We start from the raw sequence: 21,120 nt of genomic DNA, 5'->3' as shown, positions 1-21,120 counted from the left end.
GCAGGTGCAGCACTCATCGGTCATCATCATCGACACTCACCTCCATCGGGGACCTGATCGGATCGGCGGCTCGGCACGAGCACCGAGCCAGGGGGACACCAGTTCTCGGGCAGCGGCGCTTCGCAGACGCCCGCGTCGACCGCCCGCAGCATGTCCGTCAGCTGGGTCCGCAGGCCCTCCAGCCGCGCGATCTCGGCCGTGATCTCACCGATCCGCCGCTCCAGGTGCTGCCCGGCCGGCTCGCACGGGCACGAGCCCGTGTCGCGCACCGCCAGGAGGTCCCCGATGTCGGACAAGCGCAGCCCCGCGCGCTGGCAGGCCCGGATGAACCGGGCCCGGTCCAGCGCCTCGGCCCCGTACCGGCGGTAGCCGGCGGCGCTGCGCTCGGGGGCGGGGAACAGGCCCTCGCGCTCCCAGTGGCGGATCGCGTCGGTGGAGACGCCCACCGCTTCGGCGAGTCGTCCGACCGTGAAGGTGGCGGCGGTTGCTGCGGTCATGCAACGACCGTAAACCTTGGTGCCGGGACCAAGGTCAAGTCCGGACCCGAAGAAATTTCCATCGCGCCCCCGGCGGCCGCAATGCGATGGAGTCCACAGCGCCGCGGCTACTACCATGGACCCGTTATCCGACATCGGAAACTCCGATGACCAGCACCGAACGAGGAGCACCGTGGCATCCGCAGCGCCGAATCACAGCAACCCAGCCGTCATTGAACCGCTGTGGGTGACTGCCGGCACCACGTGCGCTGCAGCCGTGGCCGAGGCCGGGCTCCCCGGCAACGGGCCGAACGCGATCGTCGTCGTCCGCGACGCCGACGGCCAGCTCCGCGACCTCTCCTGGGCCCCCGAAGCCGACACCAAGGTCGAGCCGGTGCCGCTCGGCAGCCCCGACGGGCTCAACGTCATGCGCCACTCCGCCGCGCACGTGATGGCGCAGGCGGTGCAGGAGCTGCACGAGGCCAAGCTGGGCATCGGCCCGCCGATCACCGACGGCTTCTACTACGACTTCGACGTCGCCGAGCCGTTCAACCCCGACGACCTCAAGGCCGTCGAGAAGCGCATGCTCCAGATCATCAAGCAGGGGCAGACCTTCCACCGCCGCAAGTACGCATCCCTCGACGAGGCCCGCGCCGAGCTCGCGAACGAGCCGTACAAGCTCGAGCTCATCGAGACCAAGGGCGAGGGCACCGACGCCGACGAGGTCATGGAGGTCGGCGGCGGCGAGCTCACCGCGTACGACAACCACGACCGCAACGGCGAGCGCGTCTGGGGCGACCTCTGCCGCGGCCCGCACCTGCCCTCGACCAAGCTCATCGGCTCGGTCAAGATCATGCGCTCGGCCGCCGCGTACTGGATGGGCTCGGAGAAGAACCCGCAGCTCCAGCGCATCTACGGCACCGCCTGGCCGACCCTGCAGGACCAGAAGGACTACCTCGCGCGCCTGGCCGAGGCCGAGAAGCGCGACCACCGCAAGCTCGGGCAGCAGCTCGACCTCTTCTCGTTCCCCGACGAGCTCGGCTCCGGGCTCCCGGTGTTCCACCCCAAGGGCGCGATCATCCGCCACGAGATGGAGTCCTACCTGCGCGAGCGCCAGCGCCAGGCCGGGTACGAGGTGGTGAACACCCCGCACATCACCAAGGAAGGCCTCTTCCACACCTCGGGGCACCTGCCGTACTACGCGGACACCATGTTCCCGCCGATGGAGCTCGAGGGCGCGAACTACTACCTCAAGGCCATGAACTGCCCGATGCACAACCTGATCTTCCGCTCGCGCGGGCGCTCGTACCGCGAGCTGCCGCTGCGCCTGTCGGAGTTCGGGACCGTGTACCGGTACGAGAAGTCCGGGGTGGTCCACGGCCTGACCCGCGTGCGCGGCCTGACCCAGGACGACGCGCACATCTACTGCACCGAGGAGCAGGCGCCGGGCGAGATCCGGAGCCTCCTGGAGTTCGTGCTGCAGCTGCTGCGCGACTACGGCCTCAACGACTTCTACCTGGAGCTCTCGACCAGGGGCGACTCGGACAAGTTCATCGGCGACGACGAGCTGTGGGAGACCGCGACCGCGACCCTGCGCCAGGTCGCCGAGGAGTCGGGCCTCGACCTGGTCCCGGACCCGGGCGGGGCGGCCTTCTACGGCCCCAAGATCTCGGTCCAGGCGAAGGACGCGATCGGCCGCACCTGGCAGATGTCGACCATCCAGCTGGACTTCAACCAGCCGGGCGGCTTCGGCCTCGAGTACTCGGCGGCCGACGGCACCCGCAAGCAGCCGGTCATGATCCACCGGGCGCTGTTCGGCTCGATCGAGCGGTTCTTCGGGGTGCTCACCGAGCACTACGCGGGCGCGTTCCCGGCGTGGCTGGCCCCGGTGCAGGCCGTCGGCATCCCGGTGCGCGACGAGAACGCCGACTACCTGGAGGCGTTCTTCGGGAGGCTGCGCGCGGCGGGCATCCGCGGCGAGGTCGACCACTCGGACGACCGGATGCAGAAGAAGGTCCGCAACGCCCAGCTGCAGAAGATCCCGTTCATGGTCATCGCGGGCGACGACGACCAGAACGCGGGCACCGTCTCGTTCCGCTACCGCGACGGCTCGCAGCGCAACGGCGTCCCGGCCGATGAGGCGATCGCCCACGTCGCCGCGTTCGTCGAGTCCCGCGTCAACGAAGGCCCTTCGGCCGCAACCGAAGCGGCGTAAGCAGTACGAAAGGGCCGGGGCGGCGACGCCCCGGCCCTTCTTCATGTTCCGATCAGCCCTTGCCGGTCTCGCCGAGCCAGCGGGCCAGTCGTCCCGCGCGCGCCAGTGCCGTGAGGCGCTGCTCGGTGGCCTCGCGGAGCGTGGGGTTGGTGACGACGATGAGCTGGTCGCCCGAGCGGAGGCGGTCGGCCTTGGCGGGGACGAAGAGCCGGTCGCCGCGCACCACGCCGGCGACGGCGCTGCCTTCGGGCAGGCGCAGCTCGAAGATCCGGATGCCGGCCAGGCCCGACCCCTTCTGGACGGTGATGGTGAGGACCTCGCCGTCCACGGCGTCGAGCGGGGCCGTCTCGATCTCGATCTCCTGGACGATGTCCTCCTGCGAGAGCCCGAGCCGCCGCGCCACCCACGGCAGGGTCGGGCCCTGGAGCAGGGTGAAGACGACCACGAGCACGAACACGATGTCCCAGAGCTGCTGCGCGCCGCGCAGGTGCGCCGCGTGCGGGATCGTCGCCAGGACGATGGGGATCGCGCCGCGCAGGCCCGCCCACGACATGAGCACCTGCTCTTTGGCCGTGAACTTGAAGGGCAGCAGGGAGGTCCACACCGCGAGGGGCCGCGCGACGAGGGTGAGCACCACGCCGAGGACGAGGCCCGGCACGATCGCGTCGAGCAGGTCCGACGGCGAGGCGAGCAGGCCGAGCATCACGAACATGCCGAGCTGCGCCATCCAGCCCAGGCCGGTCGCGAACGACTGCGTCGCGGCCCGGTGCGGCAGGCGCGAGTTGCCGAGGACGAGCGCCGCCAGGTAGGCCGCGATGAACCCCGACGCGTGGAGTGCCCCGGCGGCCGCGAAGGCCGCCAGGCCGAGGCTGAAGACCGCGAGCGGGTAGAGGCCGGAGACCGGCAGCGCCAGGCGGCGCAGGAGCCAGGCGCCGCCGAAGCCGACCGCGAGGCCGATGAGCGAGCCGGCCGCGAGCTCCCACACGAGGACCCCGAGGAGGTGCGCGGGGTCGGGGATGCCCGCCGCGGCCGAGAACGCGAGGACCAGGATCACGGCGGGGGCGTCGTTGAAGCCCGATTCGGCTTCGAGGGTGCCGCTCAGTCGCTTCGGCAGTCCGATGCCGCGCAGCACCGAGAAGACCGCCGCGGCGTCGGTGGAGGCGACGACCGCGCCGACGGTGAGGGCGAGCTGCCAGTCGAAGCCGAGCAGGTAGTGCGCGCCGAGCGCGGTGACGGCCACCGAGACGCCGATGCCGACCGTGGCGAGCATGCCGGCGGGGGCCACCTGCTTGGAGATCGCCTGCCACCGGGTCGAGAGGCCGCCCTCGATGAGGATGAGCGCCAGCGCGAACGTGCCGAGCGCCTGGGCGAGTTCGAAGTCCTCGAACAGGATGCCGACGCCGTCCTCGCCGAGGACCAGGCCGGCGCCGAGGAAGACCAGCAGCGCCGGGAGTCCGAGCCGCTGCGTCGCACGGAGGGCGGCGATGGAGAGGAGCACGGTGACGCAGCCGATCAGCACTACGAGGTACAGCTGGGGCAACGTCACGCTCGGAGCTTAACCGACACGACGTGTCACGGTGTTTTCGTCGGGTTTCCAGCTCGGGCTCGCAGTGGCCTAGGATCGTCCCGTGGAAGAGCGCGAAGGCGAAGGCGTCGGCGTCCCCGACGGGTACGAGCGGCTGTGGACCCCGCACCGCATGTCCTACATCCAAGGCGAGGGCAAGCCCACGGGTGACGACGCGGACGTGGAGGGCTGCCCGTTCTGCGAGATCCCGAAGCTCGACGACGCGGACGGCAACATCGTCGCCCGCGCCGTGCACATGTACGTGGTGATGAACAAGTACCCGTACAACAACGGGCACCTCATGGTCGTGCCGTTCCGGCACGTCCCGGACTACACCGACCTCGACGCCGACGAGATCGCCGAGATGGGGGCGCTCACGCAGCGCGCCATGACCGTCCTGCGCGCCGTGATGGGCGCGCACGGGTTCAACATCGGCATGAACCAGGGCCAGGTCGCGGGCGCCGGCATCGCCGGGCACCTGCACGAGCACATCGTGCCGCGCTGGGGCGGGGACGCGAACTTCATGCCGATCATCGGCCGCACCAAGACCCTCCCGCAGCTGCTGAAGGACACCCGGGCGGACCTCGCGGCCGCATGGGAGCGGGTGTGACCGGCCGGACCCCGTTAGAGTCAAGGCAGCGCCCCTCCCGGCCCGATCCGGACGGGCACCGCACCCACTTGCCCGAACACCCACCCGGGCCCGCCCAGAAAACAGGAGACCATGGCGAAGTTCCTTCGGACCTCCGGCCGAGCGGGCGTACGCCGGTACGTCGACGCCGCCGCGAAGGTCCTCATCCGCGTCGGCGTGTCCGCCAACGCCGTCACCGTGGCCGGGACCGCCGTGGTCGTCGGCGCCTCGGTGCTGCTGCTCGCGCCCGGCCACCTGCTGGCGGGCCTCCTCGTGGTCGCGGCCTCCGTCCTCACCGACATGCTCGACGGCGCGATCGCCCGCGTCAACGGCACCACCAGCCGCTTCGGCGCCCTCCTCGACTCCACTTGCGACCGGTTGGCGGACGGCGCGATCTTCGCGGGCCTGGCCTTCTTCCTCCTCTCGGAGGACCGGGGCCTGGGCGGGGCGCTCGCGCTGTGGGCGCTCATCGCCTCGCAGATGGTCTCGTACGTGCGCGCCCGCGCCGAGTCGCTCGGCGCGGACTGCAATGTGGGCATCGCCGAGCGCCCCGAGCGGCTCATCATCGCGGCCGCCGCGGTCCTCGCGGAGGTCCTGGGCATGCCGTGGGCGCTCGAGGCCGGCATGGGCCTGCTGGGCGTGCTCGCCTCGATCACGGTGGTGCAGCGGCTCTTCCACGCCCGCGCGGTGCTCGCCGCGAGCGAGGAGCGCCTCGATGTCTGAGCGCCTCACCGAGCTGGCCTACCTGGCCGCCTGGCGCGGCGTGCGGCTCCTTCCCGAGGGCGCCGCGAGCGCGCTGGGGAACCGCTTCGCGGACCGGGCCCTGCGCAAGAACGGCCGGGCCGTGCGCCAGCTGCGCAAGAACCTCGCCCGGGTGGTCGACGGCGAGCCCGACGAGGCGCTGATGCGCCGGGCGATGCGCTCGTACGCCCGGTACTGGCTGGAGGCGTTCCGGCTCCCGTCGATGAGCACCGCGCAGCTCGAGCGGAAGTTCGAGATGAACGGGTACGAGCCCGTCCACGAGCGGGCCCGGCAGGGCCTGGGCTCGATCGTGGCGCTGCCGCACTGCGGGAACTGGGACTTCGCGGGGGCCTGGGTCGGCGCGGTCGCGAAGGACCGGCTCACCACCGTCGCCGAGCGGCTGAAGCCCGAAGGGGTCTACCGGCGGTTCCTGGAGTACCGCGAGTCCCTCGGCATGCACATCATCCCGACCTCCGGCGGCGACCGCAATCCGCAAGCGGCCCTTGGCGAAGCGCTCGACGACGGACACGTGGTCGCACTCGTCGCGGACCGCGACCTGGGGCGCGGGGGCACCGAAGTGAAGTTCTTCGGCGAGACCACGACGTTCCCCACGGGACCGGCGCTGCTGGCGATCCGCAACAAGGTGGAGCTGTTCACCGCCGCGATCCACTACGAGGACGACCGCGCGGTCTGCCACATCTCGGGCCCGGTCGACCTGGGCACCGGGTCCTTCCGCGAGCGCGTCGCCGGCGCGACCCAGCGGATGGCCGAGGCCTTCGAGGAGGGCATCCGCGCCCACCCCGCCGACTGGCACATGCTGCAGCGCTTCTGGTCCGCCGACTTCGACGCGCCGCGGGAAAGCGCGGACTGACGTGGGGGACCTGCGGATCGGGATCGTGAGCCCGTACTCCTTCGACGTCCCCGGCGGGGTCCAGTTCCACATTCGCGACCTCGCCGAGACCCTCATCGACGCCGGGCACGACGTGTCGGTCCTCGCCCCCGCCACCGACACCGCGAACCTGCCCGACTTCGTGGTCCCCGGCGGCAAGGCCGTCGCCGTGCCCTACAACGGGTCGATCGCGCGGCTCGCGTTCGGGCCCCGCTCGGCCGCGCGGGTGCGCAAGTGGTGCGCGGAAGGCGACTTCGACGTCGTCCACGTGCACGAACCGCTCACGCCGAGCCTCGCGTGCCTGGCGGTCCTCAATGCCCGCTGCCCGGTCGTGGCCACGTTCCACACCGCGATGACCCGCTCGCGGATCCTCGCGGCCGGGAAGCACATGGCGCAGCTGGTGCTCGAGAGCCTCTCCGCGCGCATCGCGGTGAGCCCGTACGCCCGCAAGGTGCAGGTCGAGCACCTCGGCGGCGGCGCCGTCGAGATCCCCAACGGCGTCTCGGTCGCGTTCTACCGCAAGGCCGCCCCGCTCCTCGACAAGCCCGACGGGCCCACGATCGGCTTCATGGGCCGCTACTCCGAGTCCCGCAAGGGCTTCCCGATCCTGCGGGACGCCTTCGCGGCGCTCGCCGCCGAACGCCCCGACCTGCACCTGCTCGTGGTCGGCCGGGGCGACCCCGAAGCGGCCGTCGCCGGGCTCGACCCCGCGATCGCCCGCCGCATCCGCTTCCTCGGCGCCGTGGACGATGAGGAGAAGGCCTCGATGCTCGCGGGCGTCGACCTCTACGTCGCCCCCAACACCGGCGGCGAGTCCTTCGGCATGATCCTCACCGAGGCCATGGCCGCCGGGACCTGCGTGCTCGCCTCGGACATCGAGGCGTTCAGCTCCGTGCTCGACGACGGCCGGGCGGGCGAGCTGTTCGCCGTCGGCGACAGTGCGGACCTCGCCGCCAAGGCCGGGCGCCTCCTCGACGACCAAGCACTCCGTACGGCGTACGTCGAACGAGCCAACGAGTGGGTCAAGCGCTACGACTGGCCCGAGGTCGCCGCGCGCCTCCTCGAGGTCTACCGCGCCGCCATCGAAGCGGGCACCGAGCAGCGCCGCTGAGGCGCTGAACCCGACAAAGAACGTGAGCGCCTCTTTACTCTGCGTACATGCAGGGGTCATAATGAGACGAAGGGTCTGCGTAGTCCCGTGCCGGAGCCGCACGCGCGCGGACTCGACGGAGGGCAGTTCGATGGCCGATATCTCTCACACCACGGGCGAGGCGATGACCACGCACCCGGACGTTCACGAGATGCGGGCACGATACGACAAGATGCTCAGCCGCAGGGACGTGGCGATGATCGACGCGCCGATCTTCCTGGTCGGCCTGTACTGCATCATCTCCCCCTGGGTGGTCGGCTTCTCGGCCTCGCAGGCGGACTTCGCGACCCACAACCTGATCATCGGTATCGCGATCGGGCTGCTGGCCCTCGGATTCACGATGGCGCCCGAGCGCATGTACGGCATGAGCTGGGCCCTGTGCGCGGTCGGCGTCTGGCTGGCCGTCTCGCCATGGGTGCTCCTCACCGATCCGCCGATGAGCCTCGCATGGAACAACATCATCGTCGGCGCGCTGACCTTCCTCCTCGGCCTCATGGCCGCCTGGCAGGTCCGCAACTTCAGAGCCGACACCGGAGCGGAGGTCTAGAGCAGCGACCCGAGCCGCACACCGCCCGCCACCGGAACACCGGTGGCGGGCGGTCAAGCGCCCACCCGGCGAGTCCGCCGGGCCGAATCCGGAATCGGATTCAGCTCCACCGGGACCCGCCGGGTCGGCGCTTAACCGTAAGATCAGCCCGATGTGGTGGTTGGCTGTGCTCGTGACGATCGTGGCCGTCGTCGGCGCGTACGCGACGTGGACGGTCACCCGCGTCGAACGCCTGCACCGCCGCGCCCACGCCGCCGAAGGCGCCCTCCTCGCCAAGCTCGACGACCGCGCTGAGACCGTCCTCAAGTTCGTCGGCAACCCCGGCTTCGAAGAGGTCGTGGCCCTCGCCCTCTCCGTCGTCGCCGTCCCCGCCGACACCCAGCGCCAGCGCGAACTGCGTGAATACGCCGAGAACGACCTCACTCGCGCCCTGCGCGAACTCGCCGCGAACCCCCTCTGGACCGACGACCTCGAGGCCGCCAACCGCCGCGTCGCCCTGGCCCGCCAGATCCACACCGACTTCGTGCGCGACGCCGTCGCCTCCCGCTCCCTGCCCATGTCCGTCGTGCTCCGCCTGCGCGACCGCCTGCCCCGCCCCGAGTACTGGGACATCGAGGACCCCGTGCACTGAGACGCCCTCGTCACCCCGTTTGTATCAGGAGGCTTGTGAGGCGGGTCGCGGCGTAGAATCGGCCAGGTCAGCACCCCTCATGGCGAAGCGTGCGAGCCATACATTCACCCAGCAGTTGGCGACTACCTCAGATGGAGCCGGGAACCGTGTCAGAGACCCAGAAGACCGAGGCCGAGATCGGGACCGCCCGAGTCAAGCGCGGCATGGCCGACATGCTGAAAGGCGGCGTCATCATGGACGTCGTCACGCCCGAGCAGGCCCGGATCGCCGAAGACGCCGGGGCCGTCGCGGTCATGGCGCTCGAGCGCGTCCCCGCCGACATCCGCCGCGAAGGCGGCGTCTCGCGCATGTCCGACCCCGACATGATCGACGGCATCATCGAGGCCGTCTCGATCCCCGTCATGGCCAAGGCCCGCATCGGCCACTTCACGGAAGCGGCCGTCCTGGAGTCCCTCGGCGTCGACTACGTGGACGAGTCCGAGGTCCTCACCCCGGCCGACGAGGCCAACCACATCGACAAGTGGCAGTACAACGTGCCGTTCGTGTGCGGCGCGACCAACCTCGGCGAGGCCCTGCGCCGCATCAGCGAGGGCGCGGCCATGATCCGCTCCAAGGGCGAGGCCGGCACCGGCAACGTCGTCGAGGCGACCCGCCACATGCGGCAGATCCGCCAGGACATCGGCCGCCTCACCACCCTCGACTCCACCGAGCTGTACGCCGCGGCCAAGGAGCTCCGCGCCCCGTACGAGCTCGTCGCCGAGGTCGCCCGGCTCGGCAAGCTCCCGGTGGTGCTCTTCACCGCCGGCGGCATCGCCACCCCCGCCGACGCGGCCATGATGATGCAGCTCGGCGCCGAAGGCGTCTTCGTCGGCTCCGGCATCTTCAAGTCCGGCGACCCGTCCAAGCGCGCCGCCGCCATCGTCAAGGCCACCGCCTTCCACGACGACCCGAAGGTCATCGCCGAGGTCTCCCGCGGCCTGGGCGAGGCCATGGTCGGCATCAACGTCGACACCCTCGCCGAGGACCAGAAGCTCGCCAAGCGCGGCTGGTAGTCCCGAACGCGAAAAAGGGGGCCTGGGCGCTTGCGCCCGGGCCCCTCGCACGTCCCGATCAGAAGTCGAGCAGGCTCCCGCCGGTGGCGAGGACCGCCTCGCAGCGGTTGCTGTACTCCTTCATGAAGAAGTGGTTCGTTCCGTGCCAGTGGCCGGTCGCCAGCAGCCGCACTGGCGCGAACTCCTTGGTGCACATGCCGTCGACGGGCGCGATCGCCTCGATGTACCCGCGGGCCTCCTCGAGCTGATCGCACACGGCGGCCGCGTTCGGGTGCTCGCTCCACTCCTGCGGGCACGACAGCGAGATCGAACCGGCCTTTCCGCCGTTTACGGGGGTGACGCTGAGGTCGAACGCGCTGTGCGGACCGGAGCCGTCGCCGATGCCGGGGTCGACCGGGATCGGCTCGTACGGGAACGCCGCTTGGGCCGCACCGGAACCCGCGGCGACGAATGCGGCGGCCGCGAAGGCGCCGACGATGAGCTTTCTCATGGCCTGATCCTAAGGAGTGGAACACTCCCGATCCGGTTCCGACACTCCGCGGCCTGCCCCGGTCGCATCCCTCGCTCTGGGGACAGGCCCTACGCTAGGACGCATGGACGCAAGCGACCTCGACCGGCTCTCGACCACCGACCTCCAGCACCGCGCGTTCGCGCTGGCGCGCGAGCGCCGCGACTGGCGGTTCTTCATCGACCTGTTCCGGCACACCCCGACCGCGCTCGAAGCCGAGGACCTCGACCCGGACGTGTCCGAGATCGGGGTGGCGATCGACGACCTGCTGAGCATGTGGCGCGAGGGCACGAAGGGCGACTGGGGCTCGGCCGAACCGCTGGCGCGGGCGGCCTTCATCGACTACATCCAGCGGCACGGCGCCGACGAGGCGCCGAAGGGCTAACCTTCGGCGCGGCTCTTGGCGGACTCGCTGAGCCAGTAGCGGATGTCGCTGGCGAAGAGCCACCACAGGGCGAGCACGGAGGCGAACACCCACGGCGCCACCAGGAGTCCGAACTGCGTGGACATGTACATGCCCACCACGAAGAGGATCGCGGTGGCGCCGACGGCCCACCAGCGCACGGCCTTCAGGCGGGACTTGAGCCGGATCGCGCATAGCGCGGCGACGATGGCCGCGACGATCGCGAAGCCGGAGATCGCCAGCATGAAGACCATGAACTCGGTGCTCTGGAACGTCTCGTAGGCCGTGCGCGCGGCGTCCTCCGGGGTGATGTCGCCGGGCGGCGGCTGCTCCTGGTAGTCCGCGAGGATCTCCGCCTCGGTGATGCCGCGCGCGCCGATGACGCGGAACGCGTGGAGGTTGCCGAGCAGCACGGCGAAGACCACCTGCACCCACATCGCGATCTGCAGCCGGAGGAGCTTTTTGCGGGGCTTCGCGTCCTCGCCCTGCTCGTCCTTCGGGGGCTCTATCGGGCCCTTGTCGCGGCCGAAGTTCGGTTGCGGAAGCATTATGTGGCCTTTCAGCGGTGGCGGCTGGGTCGCCCGGCCGGCATTTCGTCCTAGTGGTTGAACCAGCGTCGGGCGAAGCGTTCGGTAAGCGTTCCCAAGATCGTAATCGGCACGATGACGAGGCCGATGCACAGCGCCCAGTAGAGCCCGCCGGTGAACAGCAGCCAGCCGAGGCCGACGATCGCGCCGACCTGCACGAGCAGGATCAGGACCCACAGGACGCGCCACTGGAACCGCAGCAGGGCGATGGCCAGGACCAGGAACAGGGCGAGGCCGCCGAGGCCCACCGCGGCGCGGTAGACGTCGTGGACGGCGGCGGGGGGCACGAAGTCGTTCGCCTTGTGGTGCAGGAGCACGATGAGGCCGCCGGTGACGAGGGCGATCAGTGCTTCGATCCACATGGCGTTGCGTCCGGCCCGGACGGCACGGGGCATCGGGTTGCGCTTCGAGGTCTTGGCCATCTGTACTTACTCCCGGGCATGAAGGGGTGCGTCACGTTCGATCGCAGACTTTAACGGATCGTCGCCTGTCGGCCGAGTTCAGCCCGGTTTCGGTCACAGGGACGCTTCTCCAGGTAGGCACGGGAGCGAACCCGAATTACGCTTGTGGCGCCCGTTGCCGCGAGACTTTTGGAGTTCTCTGATGACCGCTGTGCCCCCGATCGGTGTGCTCGCCCTGCAGGGCGACGTGGTCGACCACATGCGCGCGCTCGAGGCGGCCGGGGCCCGCGCGGTGCCGGTGCGCCGCGCCTCGGAGCTCGACGCGGTCGCGGGCCTGGTCATCCCCGGCGGGGAGTCGACCACGATGAGCAAGCTCCTGGAGATCTTCGACCTGTTCGAGCCCGTCAAGAAGCGCCTGGACGCCGGGCTGCCGGTGTTCGGGTCGTGCGCGGGCATGATCATGCTCGCCGACGAGGTGCTCGACGGCCGCCCCGACCAGCGCTCCTTCGGCGCGATCCCGATGACGGTGCGCCGCAATGCGTTCGGGCGCCAAGTGGACTCGTTCGAGACCGAGATCGCGATAGACGGGATCGCGGGCGACCCGTTCCGGGCGGTCTTCATCCGCGCTCCGTGGGTCGAGCGGGTCGGCGAGGGGGTGCGGGTCCTGGCGCGGGTCGCCGGCGCCCCTGACGGTGCCGCTGCCAGTGCCTCGGGCAGCGGTGCAGGGTCCGGCGGGGAGCAGGGCGGTAGGATCGTCGCCGTACGTGCGGGCGCCTGCCTGGCCACCTCCTTCCACCCGGAGGTGACTTCCGACGCGCGGGTGCACGAGTACTTCGTGGATATGGTCCGAGGCGCAGACGCCGGACCGGTCGAGTAGTAGGAACGAGGAACGCCGGTATGAGTGGCCACTCCAAGTGGGCGACGACCAAGCACAAGAAGGCCGCGATCGACGCCAAGCGGGGCAAGATCTTCGCGAAGCTCATCAAGAACATCGAGGTCGCGGCGCGCACCGGCGGTCCTGACCCGACCGGCAACCCGACGCTCTTCGACGCGATCCAGAAGGCCAAGAAGAGCTCGGTCCCCAACGACAACATCGACCGCGCGGTCAAGCGCGGCGGCGGCCTCGACGGCGGCGGCGTCGACTACGAGACCCTCATGTACGAGGGGTACGCCCCGGGCGGCGTGGCGGTGCTCATCGAGTGCCTCACCGACAACCGCAACCGCGCCGCGGCCGAGGTCCGCGTGGCGCTGACCCGCAACGGCGGCTCGCTCGGCGAGGCCGGCTCGGTCGGGTACATGTTCTCCCGCAAGGGCACGATCATCGTCTCGCCCGACGAGAAGCTCACCGAGGACGACATCCTCATGGCGGTCCTCGACGCCGGCGCCGAAGAGGTCAACGACCTCGGCGAAGGCGGCTTCGAGGTCCTGTGCGAGCCCACCGACCTGATCGCGGTGCGCACCGCGCTCCAGGAGGCCGGGATCGACTACGACTCGGCCGAGGCCGGCTTCCAGGCCTCCGTGCACATCGAGGTCGACGTCGAGGGCGCCCGCAAGGTCCTGAGGGTTGTCGACGCCCTTGAGGACTCCGACGAGGTCCAGAACGTGTGGACCAACGCGGACATCAGCGACGAGGTCTTCGCGCAGCTCGACGCGGAGTAAGACGACGGAAAGGGGGCCCGCGGCGAACGCCGCGGGCCCCCTTTCACGTTGCCGTCTAAGCGATGCCGGGCACCGGCCGGCGGCGGTAGACCACGATCGTCCACGCGACCGCGGCGGCCGTCGCCAGGGCGTACACGCCGATGCCGAGCGTCATGCTCGCCAGCGTCACGCCGCCGACCGTGGCCAGCGCCGGCAGGACCCCGCCGGCCGCCATCTGGAGCGAGCCCATGAACGCGGAGGCGGTCCCGGCGATCTGCGGCGGCTGCGAGGACATCGCCGCGGCGCCCGCGTTCGGGAACACGATGCCGCAGCCGAACATCATCAGGATGATCCCGGCCGGGACCGTCCACAGGTTCTCGGCGCCCGCGAACTGCACGCCCGCGAGCCAGGCGACGCCGGTGAGCGAGACGATCATGCCCGCGATCATGCGGCTGCTCGACCGGGAGCGGTCGATGAGGAGCATGTTGAGCTGGTTGCCGGCCAGCAGGGCGAGCGTGCCGAAGGCGAACAGCAGCGAGAAGAAGCCGGGGGAGGCCCCGAGCTCCTCCTGCGAGATGAAGCTGAACGTCGAGACGTAGGTGAACAGCATCGAGAAGTTCATCAGGACCGCGATCGTGGGCGCGATGAAGTGGGCGTCGCGGACCAGCGTCACCAGGGCCGAGCCGAACTCGCGGCCGGTCATCGTGCGGCGGTCCTCCGCGGGCAGGCTCTCGGGGAGGAAGCGCCACACCAGGAACGTCGACAGCGCGGACAGGACCGCCATGAAGACGAACACGGTCTGCCACGGGCCGAAGCGGATGAGCTGGGCGCCGACGATCGGGCCGAGCATCGGCGCGAGCATCGTGACGAACATCATCTTCGCCGTGAACCGGGTCATGTCGTCCCCGGAGAAGTGGTCGCGGATGACCGCGCGGGCCACGACCACGCCGGCCGCACCGGAGAGGCCCTGCAGGAAGCGGAGGCCGACGAGGAGGTCGGCGCTGGTCGCCACCGCGCACAACAGCGAGGCGAGCGTGAAGACCGACATGCCGATGAGCAGCGGCCGGCGGCGTCCGAACCGGTCGGAGAGCGGGCCGATGACGGCCTGGCCGAGCCCCATGCCGATCATCATCGACGTCAAGGTGAGCTGGATGCGGCTCTCGGGGCTGCCGAGGGCCTCGGCCATCGACGGGAACGCGGGGAGGTAGAGGTCGATCGCGATCGGCGCGGTCGCGGAGAGCGCGCCGAGGACGAACACCATCGTGGCGATGAAGCGTCGTGAGTGTCCGGGCGCGGCGACGGGCGGGATGAAGACAGCAGCAGACACAGTGATCCCAACAGGTTCGCGGGGCGGAGTATGACATCGGGGAGCCGGTTCGCGCCTCGCGCCGCTCGCCGTTGGGAGGCGGGCGCGACCGGTCCGGCCAGCATCAAGCGAAGCACGTTACTAGCCGACCGGCAAGTGGTTTATGGGCAAGGCCACCGGTCCGATTCCCGACTGACGGCGATCGGACCGCCGCGCCGCCGCGGCCGCCACCGACGTGCTTCGGACCGAACGTCGGTAGGGCCGGATAAGCTGACGCGAACCCAGCGACAGGAGGAACGCGTGCGCGTTATGGGGATCGACCCGGGCCTGACCCGGTGCGGCGTCGGCATCGTCGACGGCCGCCCCGGAGCCCCCGGCGCCATGGTCGCCGTCGGCGTCGTCCGCACCGATCCGGAAGCGCCCCTTGCCGACCGGCTCCTCGCTCTCGACGACGGACTCCGCGCCTTCCTGGAGGAGCACGAGCCCGAGGCCGTGGCCGTCGAGCGCGTCTTCAGTCAGCACAATGTGGCCAGTGTCATCGGCACCGCCCAGGCCTCCGGCATCGCGCTCCTCGCCGGCGCCCGCCTCGGACTGCCCACCGCGACCTACACGCCGTCCGAAGTGAAGTCAGCCGTTTGCGGCAGCGGCACCGCCGACAAGCGCCAGGTCACCAGCATGGTCACCCGCATCCTGCGCCTCAAGGAGGCGCCCAAGCCCGCCGACGCGGCCGACGCCCTCGCCATCGCCATCTGCCACCTGTGGCGCGGCGGCGTCAAGGCACGGATCGCCGCAGCCGTCGACAGGGCCGCCTTCAAGAATGAGAGCGCCCGATGATCGCCCAGCTCACCGGCATGATCGCCTCCGTCAGCGAGTCCTACGCCGTGGTCGACGTGCAAGGCGTCGGGTACGCCGTCCACGCTGGCGCCCACACCCTCGCGAACCTCAAGGTCGGCTCGCAGGCCGTCCTCGCCATCTCCACGATCGTCCGCGAGGACTCGATCACCTTGCACGGCTTCAACACCGCCGAAGAGCGCGACCTGTTCGAACTGCTCCAGAACGCCCAGAAGATCGGCCCGCGCATCGCCCGCGACGCCGTCGAGGTGCTCCGGCCCGACGCGATCCGGCGCGCGATCGCCACCGGCGACACCGCGACCCTCACCCGCATCCCCGGCGTCGGCCAGAAGAGCGCCGAGCGCATCGTCCTCGACCTCGCCGACAAGATCGGCCCCGTCGACCTCGGCGGCGTCCCCAAGCAGCCCGGCGGCCGCCCCGGCGGCTGGAGGACCCAGGTCAGCCAGGGCCTGCAGGCCCTCGGCTGGTCCGCCAAGGAGGCCGAGACCGCCGTCGAGAAGCTCGACGCCGAAGGCGCCGACGGCACCGACGTGCCCTCACTCCTCAAACAGGCCATCCGACTCCTCGGGAAGCGATAGCGATGGAGCGACCCGACGACTACTCCGCAGAGGAATGGACCGCGGCCCTCACCGCCGCCGAGGCCACCGAGCTCGACCGCCTCGCCGAAGAAGGCATCCGCCCCGGCAAGCTCGACGACGTCATCGGCCAGTCCCGCGTCCGCGAGCAGATCAGCCTCCTCCTCGAAGGCGCCCGCCGCCGCGGCGCCTCGCCCGACCACCTTCTGCTCTCCGGCCCGCCCGGCCTCGGCAAGACCACCCTCGCCATGATCGTCGCCGCCGAACTCGGCGTCGGCATGCGCCAGACCTCCGGCCCGGCCATCGAGCGCTCCGGCGACCTCGCCGCGATCCTCACCAGCCTCGGCCCGAACGAAGTCCTCTTCATCGACGAGATCCACCGCATCGCCCGTCCGGCCGAAGAACTCCTGTACACCGCCATGGAGGACTTCCGCGTCGACGTCATCGTCGGCAAGGGCCCCGGCGCCACCGCAATCCCGCTCGAACTCGAGCCGTTCACCCTCGTCGGCGCCACCACCCGCGCCGGGCTCCTCACCGGGCCCCTGCGCGACCGCTTCGGCTTCCTCGGCCAGCTCGAGTTCTACAACGACGCCGAACTCGAAGCGATCGTCACCCGCTCCGCCGGGATCCTCGACGTCGCCATCGACCCGAAGGGCGCCGCCGAGATCGCGGGCCGCTCCCGCGGCACCCCCCGCATCGCCAACCGCCTCCTGCGCCGCGTCCGCGACTTCGCCCAGGTGCGCGCCGACGGCGTCATCACCGCCAAGGTCGCCTCCGACGCGCTCGCCCTGTACGACGTCGACGAGCTCGGCCTCGACCGGCTCGACCGCGCCGTCCTGCGCGCCCTCTGCGGCACCTTCAACGGCGGCCCCGTCGGCCTGACCACCATCGCCGTCGCCGTAGGGGAGCAACCGGACACCGTCGAAGAGGTCTGCGAGCCGTTCCTCGTGCGCGCCGGGCTCCTCGCCCGCACCCCGCGGGGCCGCGTCGCGACCGCCGCCGCCTGGCACCACCTGGGACTCAACCCCCCGAGCGCCGAAGGGCTCTTCGGCAGCGGCGACGCGTAGGGTGGACGATAGGGGGGACGGAGCGTCACGCCCGGCGGGATAGACTCCGCCCACGTCACCCACCGACGACATCGACATCTTGTCAACGACGAAAGGCACCATCGTGCTCGCATCCGCAGACGTCCTCGCGCAGGACGGCGCCGGCAGCTCGAACTTCATGTTCCTCATCATGATCGTGGGCTTCATCGCCCTCATGTACTTCGTGATGATCCGGCCGCAGCGCAAGCGGCAGAAGGAGCAGCAGGACATGCAGAGCAACGTCGCCCCCGGCGCGCGCGTCATGACCATCGGCGGCCTCTACGGCACCGTCGTCGACTCCGACGACGAGACCGTCACGCTCGAGGCCAGCGACGACAACTTCCTCGTCTTCGCCCGCCAGGCCATCGCCAAGGTCATCACCCCCGCCGAGACCGTCGAAGCCGCTGACGAGACCCCTGCCGAGGAGATCTCCGAAGCGGACGCCACCCTCTCCGACGAGGACCTCGACAAGCTCCGCGCGACCGACGAGGCCTCGGACGACGACGGCAAGGGCAAGCACGCGGGCAACCCCGACCGCAAGGACTACTAGGCCTTTACTAGGCCCCACCCCTGGGCCCTGCACCGCCTTTGAGGCACCCGTCCTAGAATGAGGCCCGCCGAGGGTACGTGTGCGAGAGCACAGCCGCGGCGCGCTCCCCGCGCGCCGGCGGCGTCCTCGCGCCCGCCCCTATTCGAGTTCTGAGGAAGAGACCGACCATTGGCTTCAGTAACGGGCGCTGACCGCCCACGGAAGAAGATCCAGCGCAAGCGCCTGCCAGTCGCCCCCTACTTCGTGGCGCTGTTCCTGGTGCTCGCGATCCTGTGGGTCGCCGCGCTCGCGGGCTCCGGATGGAAGTTCCCCACGCCGAAGCTCGGTCTCGACCTGCAAGGCGGCCTGTCGATGACGTTGACGGCCTACCAGCAGGGGAGCGATGAGCCCCCCTCGGCCGAGACCATGGAGCAGGCCCGCCAGATCATCGAGGGCCGCGTCAACTCCACCGGCGTCTCCGAGCCCGAGGTCTACGTCGAGGGCACCGAGAACATCGTCGTGAACGTCGCCGGCGACGACATCGACGAGCAGGCCCTCCGCGACGTCGGCGCCCCCGCCGAGCTGCGGTTCCGCATCGTCACCAACTCCGTCGCCGACACCTCCGCGCTCGAAGAGCAGCTCGCCGAGGAGGCCCCGACCGAGGAGCCCACCGACGCCGCCGCCAGCGAGGAGCCCACCGCCGAGACCTCCGAGGAGCCCACCGCGGACGCCTCCGAGACGCCCAGCGAAGAGGCCACCAGCGAAGCGGGCTCGGGCCAGGCGCCCACCACCGACGAGGACGTGGCCGCCACGCTCGACGAGGTGTGGGCCAAGGTCGGCCCCGACGCCGCCGCGACCGCCCAGGCGCTCACCGCCGCTCCCGACGAGGCCACCGGCGCCCTGCTGGAGCCCTTCGGCACGCTCAAGCCCGAAGAGGTCGCCCTGCTCCCGGCATCGGTGCAGTTCTTCATCCCGCAGATCACCTGCGAGACGCTCGACGCGCGCCCGCCGGGCGCCGTCCAGCAGCCCGACATCGAGGTCACCGCCTGCCAGGCCCCCGAGCCCGCCGCAGCCGACGACCCGTCGCTGACCTTCCAGTACAAGTTCCTGCTGCAGCCCGCCACGGTGCTCGGCTCGGACGTCACCTCCGCCGACGTCGGCACCGACCAGGCGAACCTCAACCAGTTCGTGGTCAACGTGCAGTTCTCCACCGAAGGCGCCGAGAAGTGGGGCGCCCTCACCACCGAGAACCTGCAGTCGCAGGTCGCGATCGTCCTCGACAACGAGGTCGTCAGCGCCCCGACGATCCAGGAGGTCTCGTCGAACTCGACGCAGATCTCCGGCGAATTCACCGCTGACGAGGCCAACCAGCTCGCCGACCAGCTCAACTTCGGCTCGCTGCCCACGAACTTCGTGGTCGAGACCGTCAACGAGGTCACCGCGACGCTCGGTGTGGACCAGCTCGAGGCCGGCGTGTTCGCCATGGCGATCGGCCTGCTCCTGGTCATCATCTACTGCTTCGTCTACTACCGCGTGATCGGCTTCGTCGTCCTCGGCAGCCTCGTCGTCGCGGCCGCGATCCTGTACCCGACCGTGGCGCTGCTGGGCACCCAGATCGGCTTCACCATGACCCTCGCGGGCATCGCGGGCTTCGTGGTCGCGGTCGGCATCACCGCCGACTCGTTCGTCGTCTACTTCGAACGAATAAAGGAAGAGATGGCCGGCGGCCGGTCCGTGCGCTCGGCGGTGCCGAGGGCCTGGGTCCGCGCGCGGCGCACCATCCTCTCGGCCAGCGCCGTCTCGATGATCTCCGCGGTGGTCCTGTACATCCTGGCCATCGGCCCGGTCCGCGGTTTCGCCTTCACGCTCGGCCTCTCCACGGTCGTCGACCTCCTGGTGGTGTTCGTGTTCACCCACCCGCTGGCCGAGTGGATGGCCCGCGGCAGGGTCCTCAGCAACCACCACCTCTCGGGGCTCCACTCCAAAGCGACCCCGGCCACCGCCGATGCGGCCGCGAAGGCCTAAGGAGATCCGATGAGCACCAAGCAGACCGGGCGCGGCGAGAAGCGCCCCAACGTCTTCAGCCAGCTGTACCGCGGCGAGACGGACTTCCAGTTCGTCGCGCACCGCAAGAAGTTCTACATCGCCTCCGCCGTGATCATCGCCGCCCTCGCGGTCGTCATGCTCACGAAGGGCTTCGTCCTCGGCATCGACTTCGCCGGCGGCGTGCAGTACAACGTGCCCGCCGGTGAGACCTCCGCGTCCCTCGATGACGTGGAGGGCGCGGCCGCCTCCGCCGGGGCCGACGTGGCCTCCGGCCAGGTCGTGGGCTCGGGCGAGGACCGCTCCTACATCGTCCGCATCGGCGAGCTCTCCACGGACGAGGCCGCCTCGATCCGCGAGGCGATCGCCGCCGAGGCCGGGGTCGGCACCGACGAGATCTCGGTCTCCGAGGTCTCGGCGACCTGGGGCGAGTCGGTCTCCCGGCAGGCCCTGATCGCGCTCGGCGTCTTCCTGGTCCTGGTGGGCGTCTTCATCTGGGTCCGGTTCGAGCGGCGCATGGCGATCGCGGCCCTCGCCGCGCTGATCCACGACCTCGTGCTGACCGCGGGCTTCTACGCCCTGGTCGGCTTCGAGATCACGCCGTCGACCATCGTCGGCATGCTGACGATCCTCGGCTACTCGCTGTACGACACGGTGGTGGTCTTCGACAAGGTCCAGGAGAACACGGCGCAACTGCTCCAGACCCGGAACAAGACCTTCGCCGAGGGCGTCAACGACGCGATCAACCAGACGCTCATGCGCTCGATCAACACCTCGCTCATCGGCGTCCTGCCGGTGGCCGCGCTGCTGTTCGTCGGTGTGGGCCTCCTGGGCGTCGGCACGCTCAAGGACCTCGCGCTCGTGCTGTTCGTCGGCATGATCGTGGGCGCGTACTCCTCGATCTTCCTGGCCGCGCCGTGGGTGGTCGACATGGCCGAGCGCGCCGCCGTCATCCGCCGCCACAACCAGAAGGTCGCGAACAAGCGGTCCGGGGCCGACGACGAGAAGCCCGCCCGCAAGGGCGCCGCGAAGGCCGCCGACAAGGGTTCCGGCAAGGCCGCTGACGAGGACGACGACCGCCTCGTGCTCGCCAAGAGCGACGAGCTGCCGCTGGAGCTGCTGGAGGAGCCTGAGAAGGCTTCCAGCGGTTCGGGCGGGGCGAACCGCCCCGGCGGCGCGAAGAAGCGCAAGCGCCGCTAGGCGACACCTTCACAGCACACGAATCGGCGGGGGGGCCCGGGGGGGGGGCCCCCCCGGACCCCCGGGGGGGGGGGCGGGGACCCGGGGCGCGGGGGCCGGG

The 21,120-nt window shown here is 70.5% G+C and carries 23 protein-coding genes; 17 read left to right on the top strand and 6 right to left on the bottom strand.

From position 1 onward, the window contains the following. Positions 1 to 26: 26 nt before the first annotated feature. On the bottom strand, positions 27 to 497 hold the full coding sequence (locus O2L52_RS03635) for a MerR family transcriptional regulator (RefSeq protein WP_270113958.1): 471 nt from the start codon (positions 495 to 497) through the stop codon (positions 27 to 29). A 226-nt stretch (positions 498 to 723) separates the two neighbouring features. On the opposite strand from O2L52_RS03635, the gene thrS reads away from it, so the two are divergent. Further along, positions 724 to 2,691 (top strand): threonine--tRNA ligase, encoded by a 1,968-nt coding sequence (thrS, locus tag O2L52_RS03630; RefSeq protein WP_270113957.1) that lies wholly within the window; start codon positions 724 to 726, stop codon positions 2,689 to 2,691. Positions 2,692 to 2,743: 52 nt separating this feature from the next. On the opposite strand, the gene O2L52_RS03625 is transcribed toward thrS, so the two are convergent. Further along, on the bottom strand, positions 2,744 to 4,237 hold the full coding sequence (locus O2L52_RS03625) for a potassium/proton antiporter (RefSeq protein WP_270113956.1): 1,494 nt from the start codon (positions 4,235 to 4,237) through the stop codon (positions 2,744 to 2,746). An 82-nt stretch (positions 4,238 to 4,319) separates the two neighbouring features. Here O2L52_RS03625 and O2L52_RS03620 point away from each other — a divergent pair, with 82 nt between their 5' ends. The 7 genes from O2L52_RS03620 (at position 4,320) to pdxS (ending at position 9,893) form a co-directional block, all read left to right on the top strand. Beyond that, positions 4,320 to 4,865, top strand: a complete 546-nt coding sequence (locus O2L52_RS03620) for an HIT family protein (protein WP_270113955.1) — start codon at positions 4,320 to 4,322, stop codon at positions 4,863 to 4,865. Between the two features lie 111 nt (positions 4,866 to 4,976). Then, positions 4,977 to 5,606, top strand: coding sequence for a phosphatidylinositol phosphate synthase (gene pgsA / locus O2L52_RS03615; RefSeq protein ID WP_270113954.1), 630 nt, complete (start codon positions 4,977 to 4,979; stop codon positions 5,604 to 5,606). After that, positions 5,599 to 6,495 carry a phosphatidylinositol mannoside acyltransferase gene (locus O2L52_RS03610; RefSeq protein ID WP_270113953.1) on the top strand — a complete coding sequence of 299 codons (897 nt, stop codon included), beginning with the start codon at positions 5,599 to 5,601 and terminating at the stop codon, positions 6,493 to 6,495. The genes pgsA and O2L52_RS03610 overlap by 8 nt, the downstream gene beginning before the upstream one ends. A gap of 10 nt (positions 6,496 to 6,505) precedes the next feature. Beyond that, entirely contained in the window at positions 6,506 to 7,624 is a 1,119-nt protein-coding gene (locus O2L52_RS03605) for a glycosyltransferase family 4 protein (RefSeq protein ID WP_344472546.1), read from the top strand. A 130-nt stretch (positions 7,625 to 7,754) separates the two neighbouring features. Continuing rightward, positions 7,755 to 8,210, top strand: coding sequence for an SPW repeat protein (locus O2L52_RS03600; protein WP_270113951.1), 456 nt, complete (start codon positions 7,755 to 7,757; stop codon positions 8,208 to 8,210). Between the two features lie 151 nt (positions 8,211 to 8,361). Continuing rightward, entirely contained in the window at positions 8,362 to 8,841 is a 480-nt protein-coding gene (locus tag O2L52_RS03595) for a hypothetical protein (RefSeq protein WP_270113950.1), read from the top strand. 131 nt (positions 8,842 to 8,972) lie between these two features. Continuing rightward, entirely contained in the window at positions 8,973 to 9,893 is a 921-nt protein-coding gene (gene pdxS, locus O2L52_RS03590; protein ID WP_281846475.1) for a pyridoxal 5'-phosphate synthase lyase subunit PdxS, read from the top strand. 58 nt (positions 9,894 to 9,951) lie between these two features. Here pdxS and O2L52_RS03585 read toward each other — a convergent pair whose 3' ends face one another. Then, complete coding sequence (locus tag O2L52_RS03585) at positions 9,952 to 10,383, bottom strand: SSI family serine proteinase inhibitor (RefSeq protein WP_270113948.1); 432 nt, start codon at positions 10,381 to 10,383, stop codon at positions 9,952 to 9,954. A 103-nt stretch (positions 10,384 to 10,486) separates the two neighbouring features. Between O2L52_RS03585 and O2L52_RS03580 the strand changes: the two genes are divergently transcribed. Beyond that, positions 10,487 to 10,786: a hypothetical protein gene (locus O2L52_RS03580; protein WP_270113947.1), complete on the top strand. Its 300-nt coding sequence runs from the start codon at positions 10,487 to 10,489 to the stop codon at positions 10,784 to 10,786. Here O2L52_RS03580 and O2L52_RS03575 read toward each other — a convergent pair. Beyond that, the gene (locus O2L52_RS03575; protein ID WP_270113946.1) at positions 10,783 to 11,352 is read right to left on the bottom strand and encodes a hypothetical protein; all 570 of its coding nucleotides are present in this window, start codon (positions 11,350 to 11,352) and stop codon (positions 10,783 to 10,785) included. The genes O2L52_RS03580 and O2L52_RS03575 overlap by 4 nt on opposite strands. Before the next feature lie 50 nt (positions 11,353 to 11,402). Then, entirely contained in the window at positions 11,403 to 11,813 is a 411-nt protein-coding gene (locus O2L52_RS03570) for a hypothetical protein (RefSeq protein WP_270113945.1), read from the bottom strand. Between the two features lie 181 nt (positions 11,814 to 11,994). Between O2L52_RS03570 and pdxT the strand changes: the two genes are divergently transcribed. After that, entirely contained in the window at positions 11,995 to 12,669 is a 675-nt protein-coding gene (gene pdxT, locus O2L52_RS03565; RefSeq protein ID WP_270113944.1) for a pyridoxal 5'-phosphate synthase glutaminase subunit PdxT, read from the top strand. A gap of 20 nt (positions 12,670 to 12,689) precedes the next feature. After that, the gene (locus O2L52_RS03560; protein ID WP_270113943.1) at positions 12,690 to 13,451 is read left to right on the top strand and encodes a YebC/PmpR family DNA-binding transcriptional regulator; all 762 of its coding nucleotides are present in this window, start codon (positions 12,690 to 12,692) and stop codon (positions 13,449 to 13,451) included. Positions 13,452 to 13,506: 55 nt separating this feature from the next. Here O2L52_RS03560 and O2L52_RS03555 read toward each other — a convergent pair whose 3' ends face one another. Continuing rightward, positions 13,507 to 14,757: a multidrug effflux MFS transporter gene (locus O2L52_RS03555; RefSeq protein ID WP_270113942.1), complete on the bottom strand. Its 1,251-nt coding sequence runs from the start codon at positions 14,755 to 14,757 to the stop codon at positions 13,507 to 13,509. A 279-nt stretch (positions 14,758 to 15,036) separates the two neighbouring features. On the opposite strand from O2L52_RS03555, the gene ruvC reads away from it, so the two are divergent. The 6 genes from ruvC to secF all read left to right on the top strand — a co-directional run bounded on the left by ruvC (position 15,037) and on the right by secF (position 21,020). Further along, a complete protein-coding gene (gene ruvC / locus O2L52_RS03550) occupies positions 15,037 to 15,570 on the top strand; it encodes a crossover junction endodeoxyribonuclease RuvC (RefSeq protein ID WP_344472163.1) in 534 nt (177 codons plus the stop codon). Beyond that, positions 15,567 to 16,166, top strand: a complete 600-nt coding sequence (ruvA, locus tag O2L52_RS03545) for a Holliday junction branch migration protein RuvA (protein WP_270113941.1) — start codon at positions 15,567 to 15,569, stop codon at positions 16,164 to 16,166. The genes ruvC and ruvA overlap by 4 nt, the downstream gene beginning before the upstream one ends. A gap of 2 nt (positions 16,167 to 16,168) precedes the next feature. Then, on the top strand, positions 16,169 to 17,230 hold the full coding sequence (ruvB, locus tag O2L52_RS03540) for a Holliday junction branch migration DNA helicase RuvB (protein WP_270113940.1): 1,062 nt from the start codon (positions 16,169 to 16,171) through the stop codon (positions 17,228 to 17,230). A gap of 103 nt (positions 17,231 to 17,333) precedes the next feature. Beyond that, positions 17,334 to 17,798, top strand: coding sequence for a preprotein translocase subunit YajC (gene yajC, locus O2L52_RS03535; protein WP_270113939.1), 465 nt, complete (start codon positions 17,334 to 17,336; stop codon positions 17,796 to 17,798). A 168-nt stretch (positions 17,799 to 17,966) separates the two neighbouring features. Further along, complete coding sequence (gene secD, locus O2L52_RS03530) at positions 17,967 to 19,802, top strand: protein translocase subunit SecD (protein WP_270113938.1); 1,836 nt, start codon at positions 17,967 to 17,969, stop codon at positions 19,800 to 19,802. 9 nt (positions 19,803 to 19,811) lie between these two features. Continuing rightward, entirely contained in the window at positions 19,812 to 21,020 is a 1,209-nt protein-coding gene (gene secF, locus O2L52_RS03525) for a protein translocase subunit SecF (protein WP_270113937.1), read from the top strand. Positions 21,021 to 21,120 lie beyond the last annotated feature (100 nt).

Source organism: Glycomyces algeriensis, assembly GCF_027622855.1.
GTDB classification, from domain to species: domain Bacteria; phylum Actinomycetota; class Actinomycetes; order Mycobacteriales; family Micromonosporaceae; genus Glycomyces; species Glycomyces algeriensis.
This window is presented reverse-complemented; position numbering and strand designations above follow the sequence as displayed.

Bases quoted from the DNA above. Each gene is read 5' to 3' on its own strand.
- O2L52_RS03635 (WP_270113958.1), bottom strand. From the start codon at position 497: ATGACCGCAGCAACCGCCGCCACCTTCACGGTCGGACGACTCGCCGAA.
- pgsA (WP_270113954.1), top strand. From the start codon at position 4,977: ATGGCGAAGTTCCTTCGGACCTCCGGCCGAGCGGGCGTACGCCGGTAC.
- O2L52_RS03610 (WP_270113953.1), top strand. From the start codon at position 5,599: ATGTCTGAGCGCCTCACCGAGCTGGCCTACCTGGCCGCCTGGCGCGGC.
- O2L52_RS03600 (WP_270113951.1), top strand. From the start codon at position 7,755: ATGGCCGATATCTCTCACACCACGGGCGAGGCGATGACCACGCACCCG.
- O2L52_RS03595 (WP_270113950.1), top strand. From the start codon at position 8,362: ATGTGGTGGTTGGCTGTGCTCGTGACGATCGTGGCCGTCGTCGGCGCG.
- pdxS (WP_281846475.1), top strand. From the start codon at position 8,973: ATGGAGCCGGGAACCGTGTCAGAGACCCAGAAGACCGAGGCCGAGATC.
- O2L52_RS03585 (WP_270113948.1), bottom strand. From the start codon at position 10,383: ATGAGAAAGCTCATCGTCGGCGCCTTCGCGGCCGCCGCATTCGTCGCC.
- O2L52_RS03580 (WP_270113947.1), top strand. From the start codon at position 10,487: ATGGACGCAAGCGACCTCGACCGGCTCTCGACCACCGACCTCCAGCAC.
- O2L52_RS03575 (WP_270113946.1), bottom strand. From the start codon at position 11,352: ATGCTTCCGCAACCGAACTTCGGCCGCGACAAGGGCCCGATAGAGCCC.
- O2L52_RS03570 (WP_270113945.1), bottom strand. From the start codon at position 11,813: ATGGCCAAGACCTCGAAGCGCAACCCGATGCCCCGTGCCGTCCGGGCC.
- pdxT (WP_270113944.1), top strand. From the start codon at position 11,995: ATGACCGCTGTGCCCCCGATCGGTGTGCTCGCCCTGCAGGGCGACGTG.
- O2L52_RS03560 (WP_270113943.1), top strand. From the start codon at position 12,690: ATGAGTGGCCACTCCAAGTGGGCGACGACCAAGCACAAGAAGGCCGCG.
- ruvA (WP_270113941.1), top strand. From the start codon at position 15,567: ATGATCGCCCAGCTCACCGGCATGATCGCCTCCGTCAGCGAGTCCTAC.
- ruvB (WP_270113940.1), top strand. From the start codon at position 16,169: ATGGAGCGACCCGACGACTACTCCGCAGAGGAATGGACCGCGGCCCTC.
- secF (WP_270113937.1), top strand. From the start codon at position 19,812: ATGAGCACCAAGCAGACCGGGCGCGGCGAGAAGCGCCCCAACGTCTTC.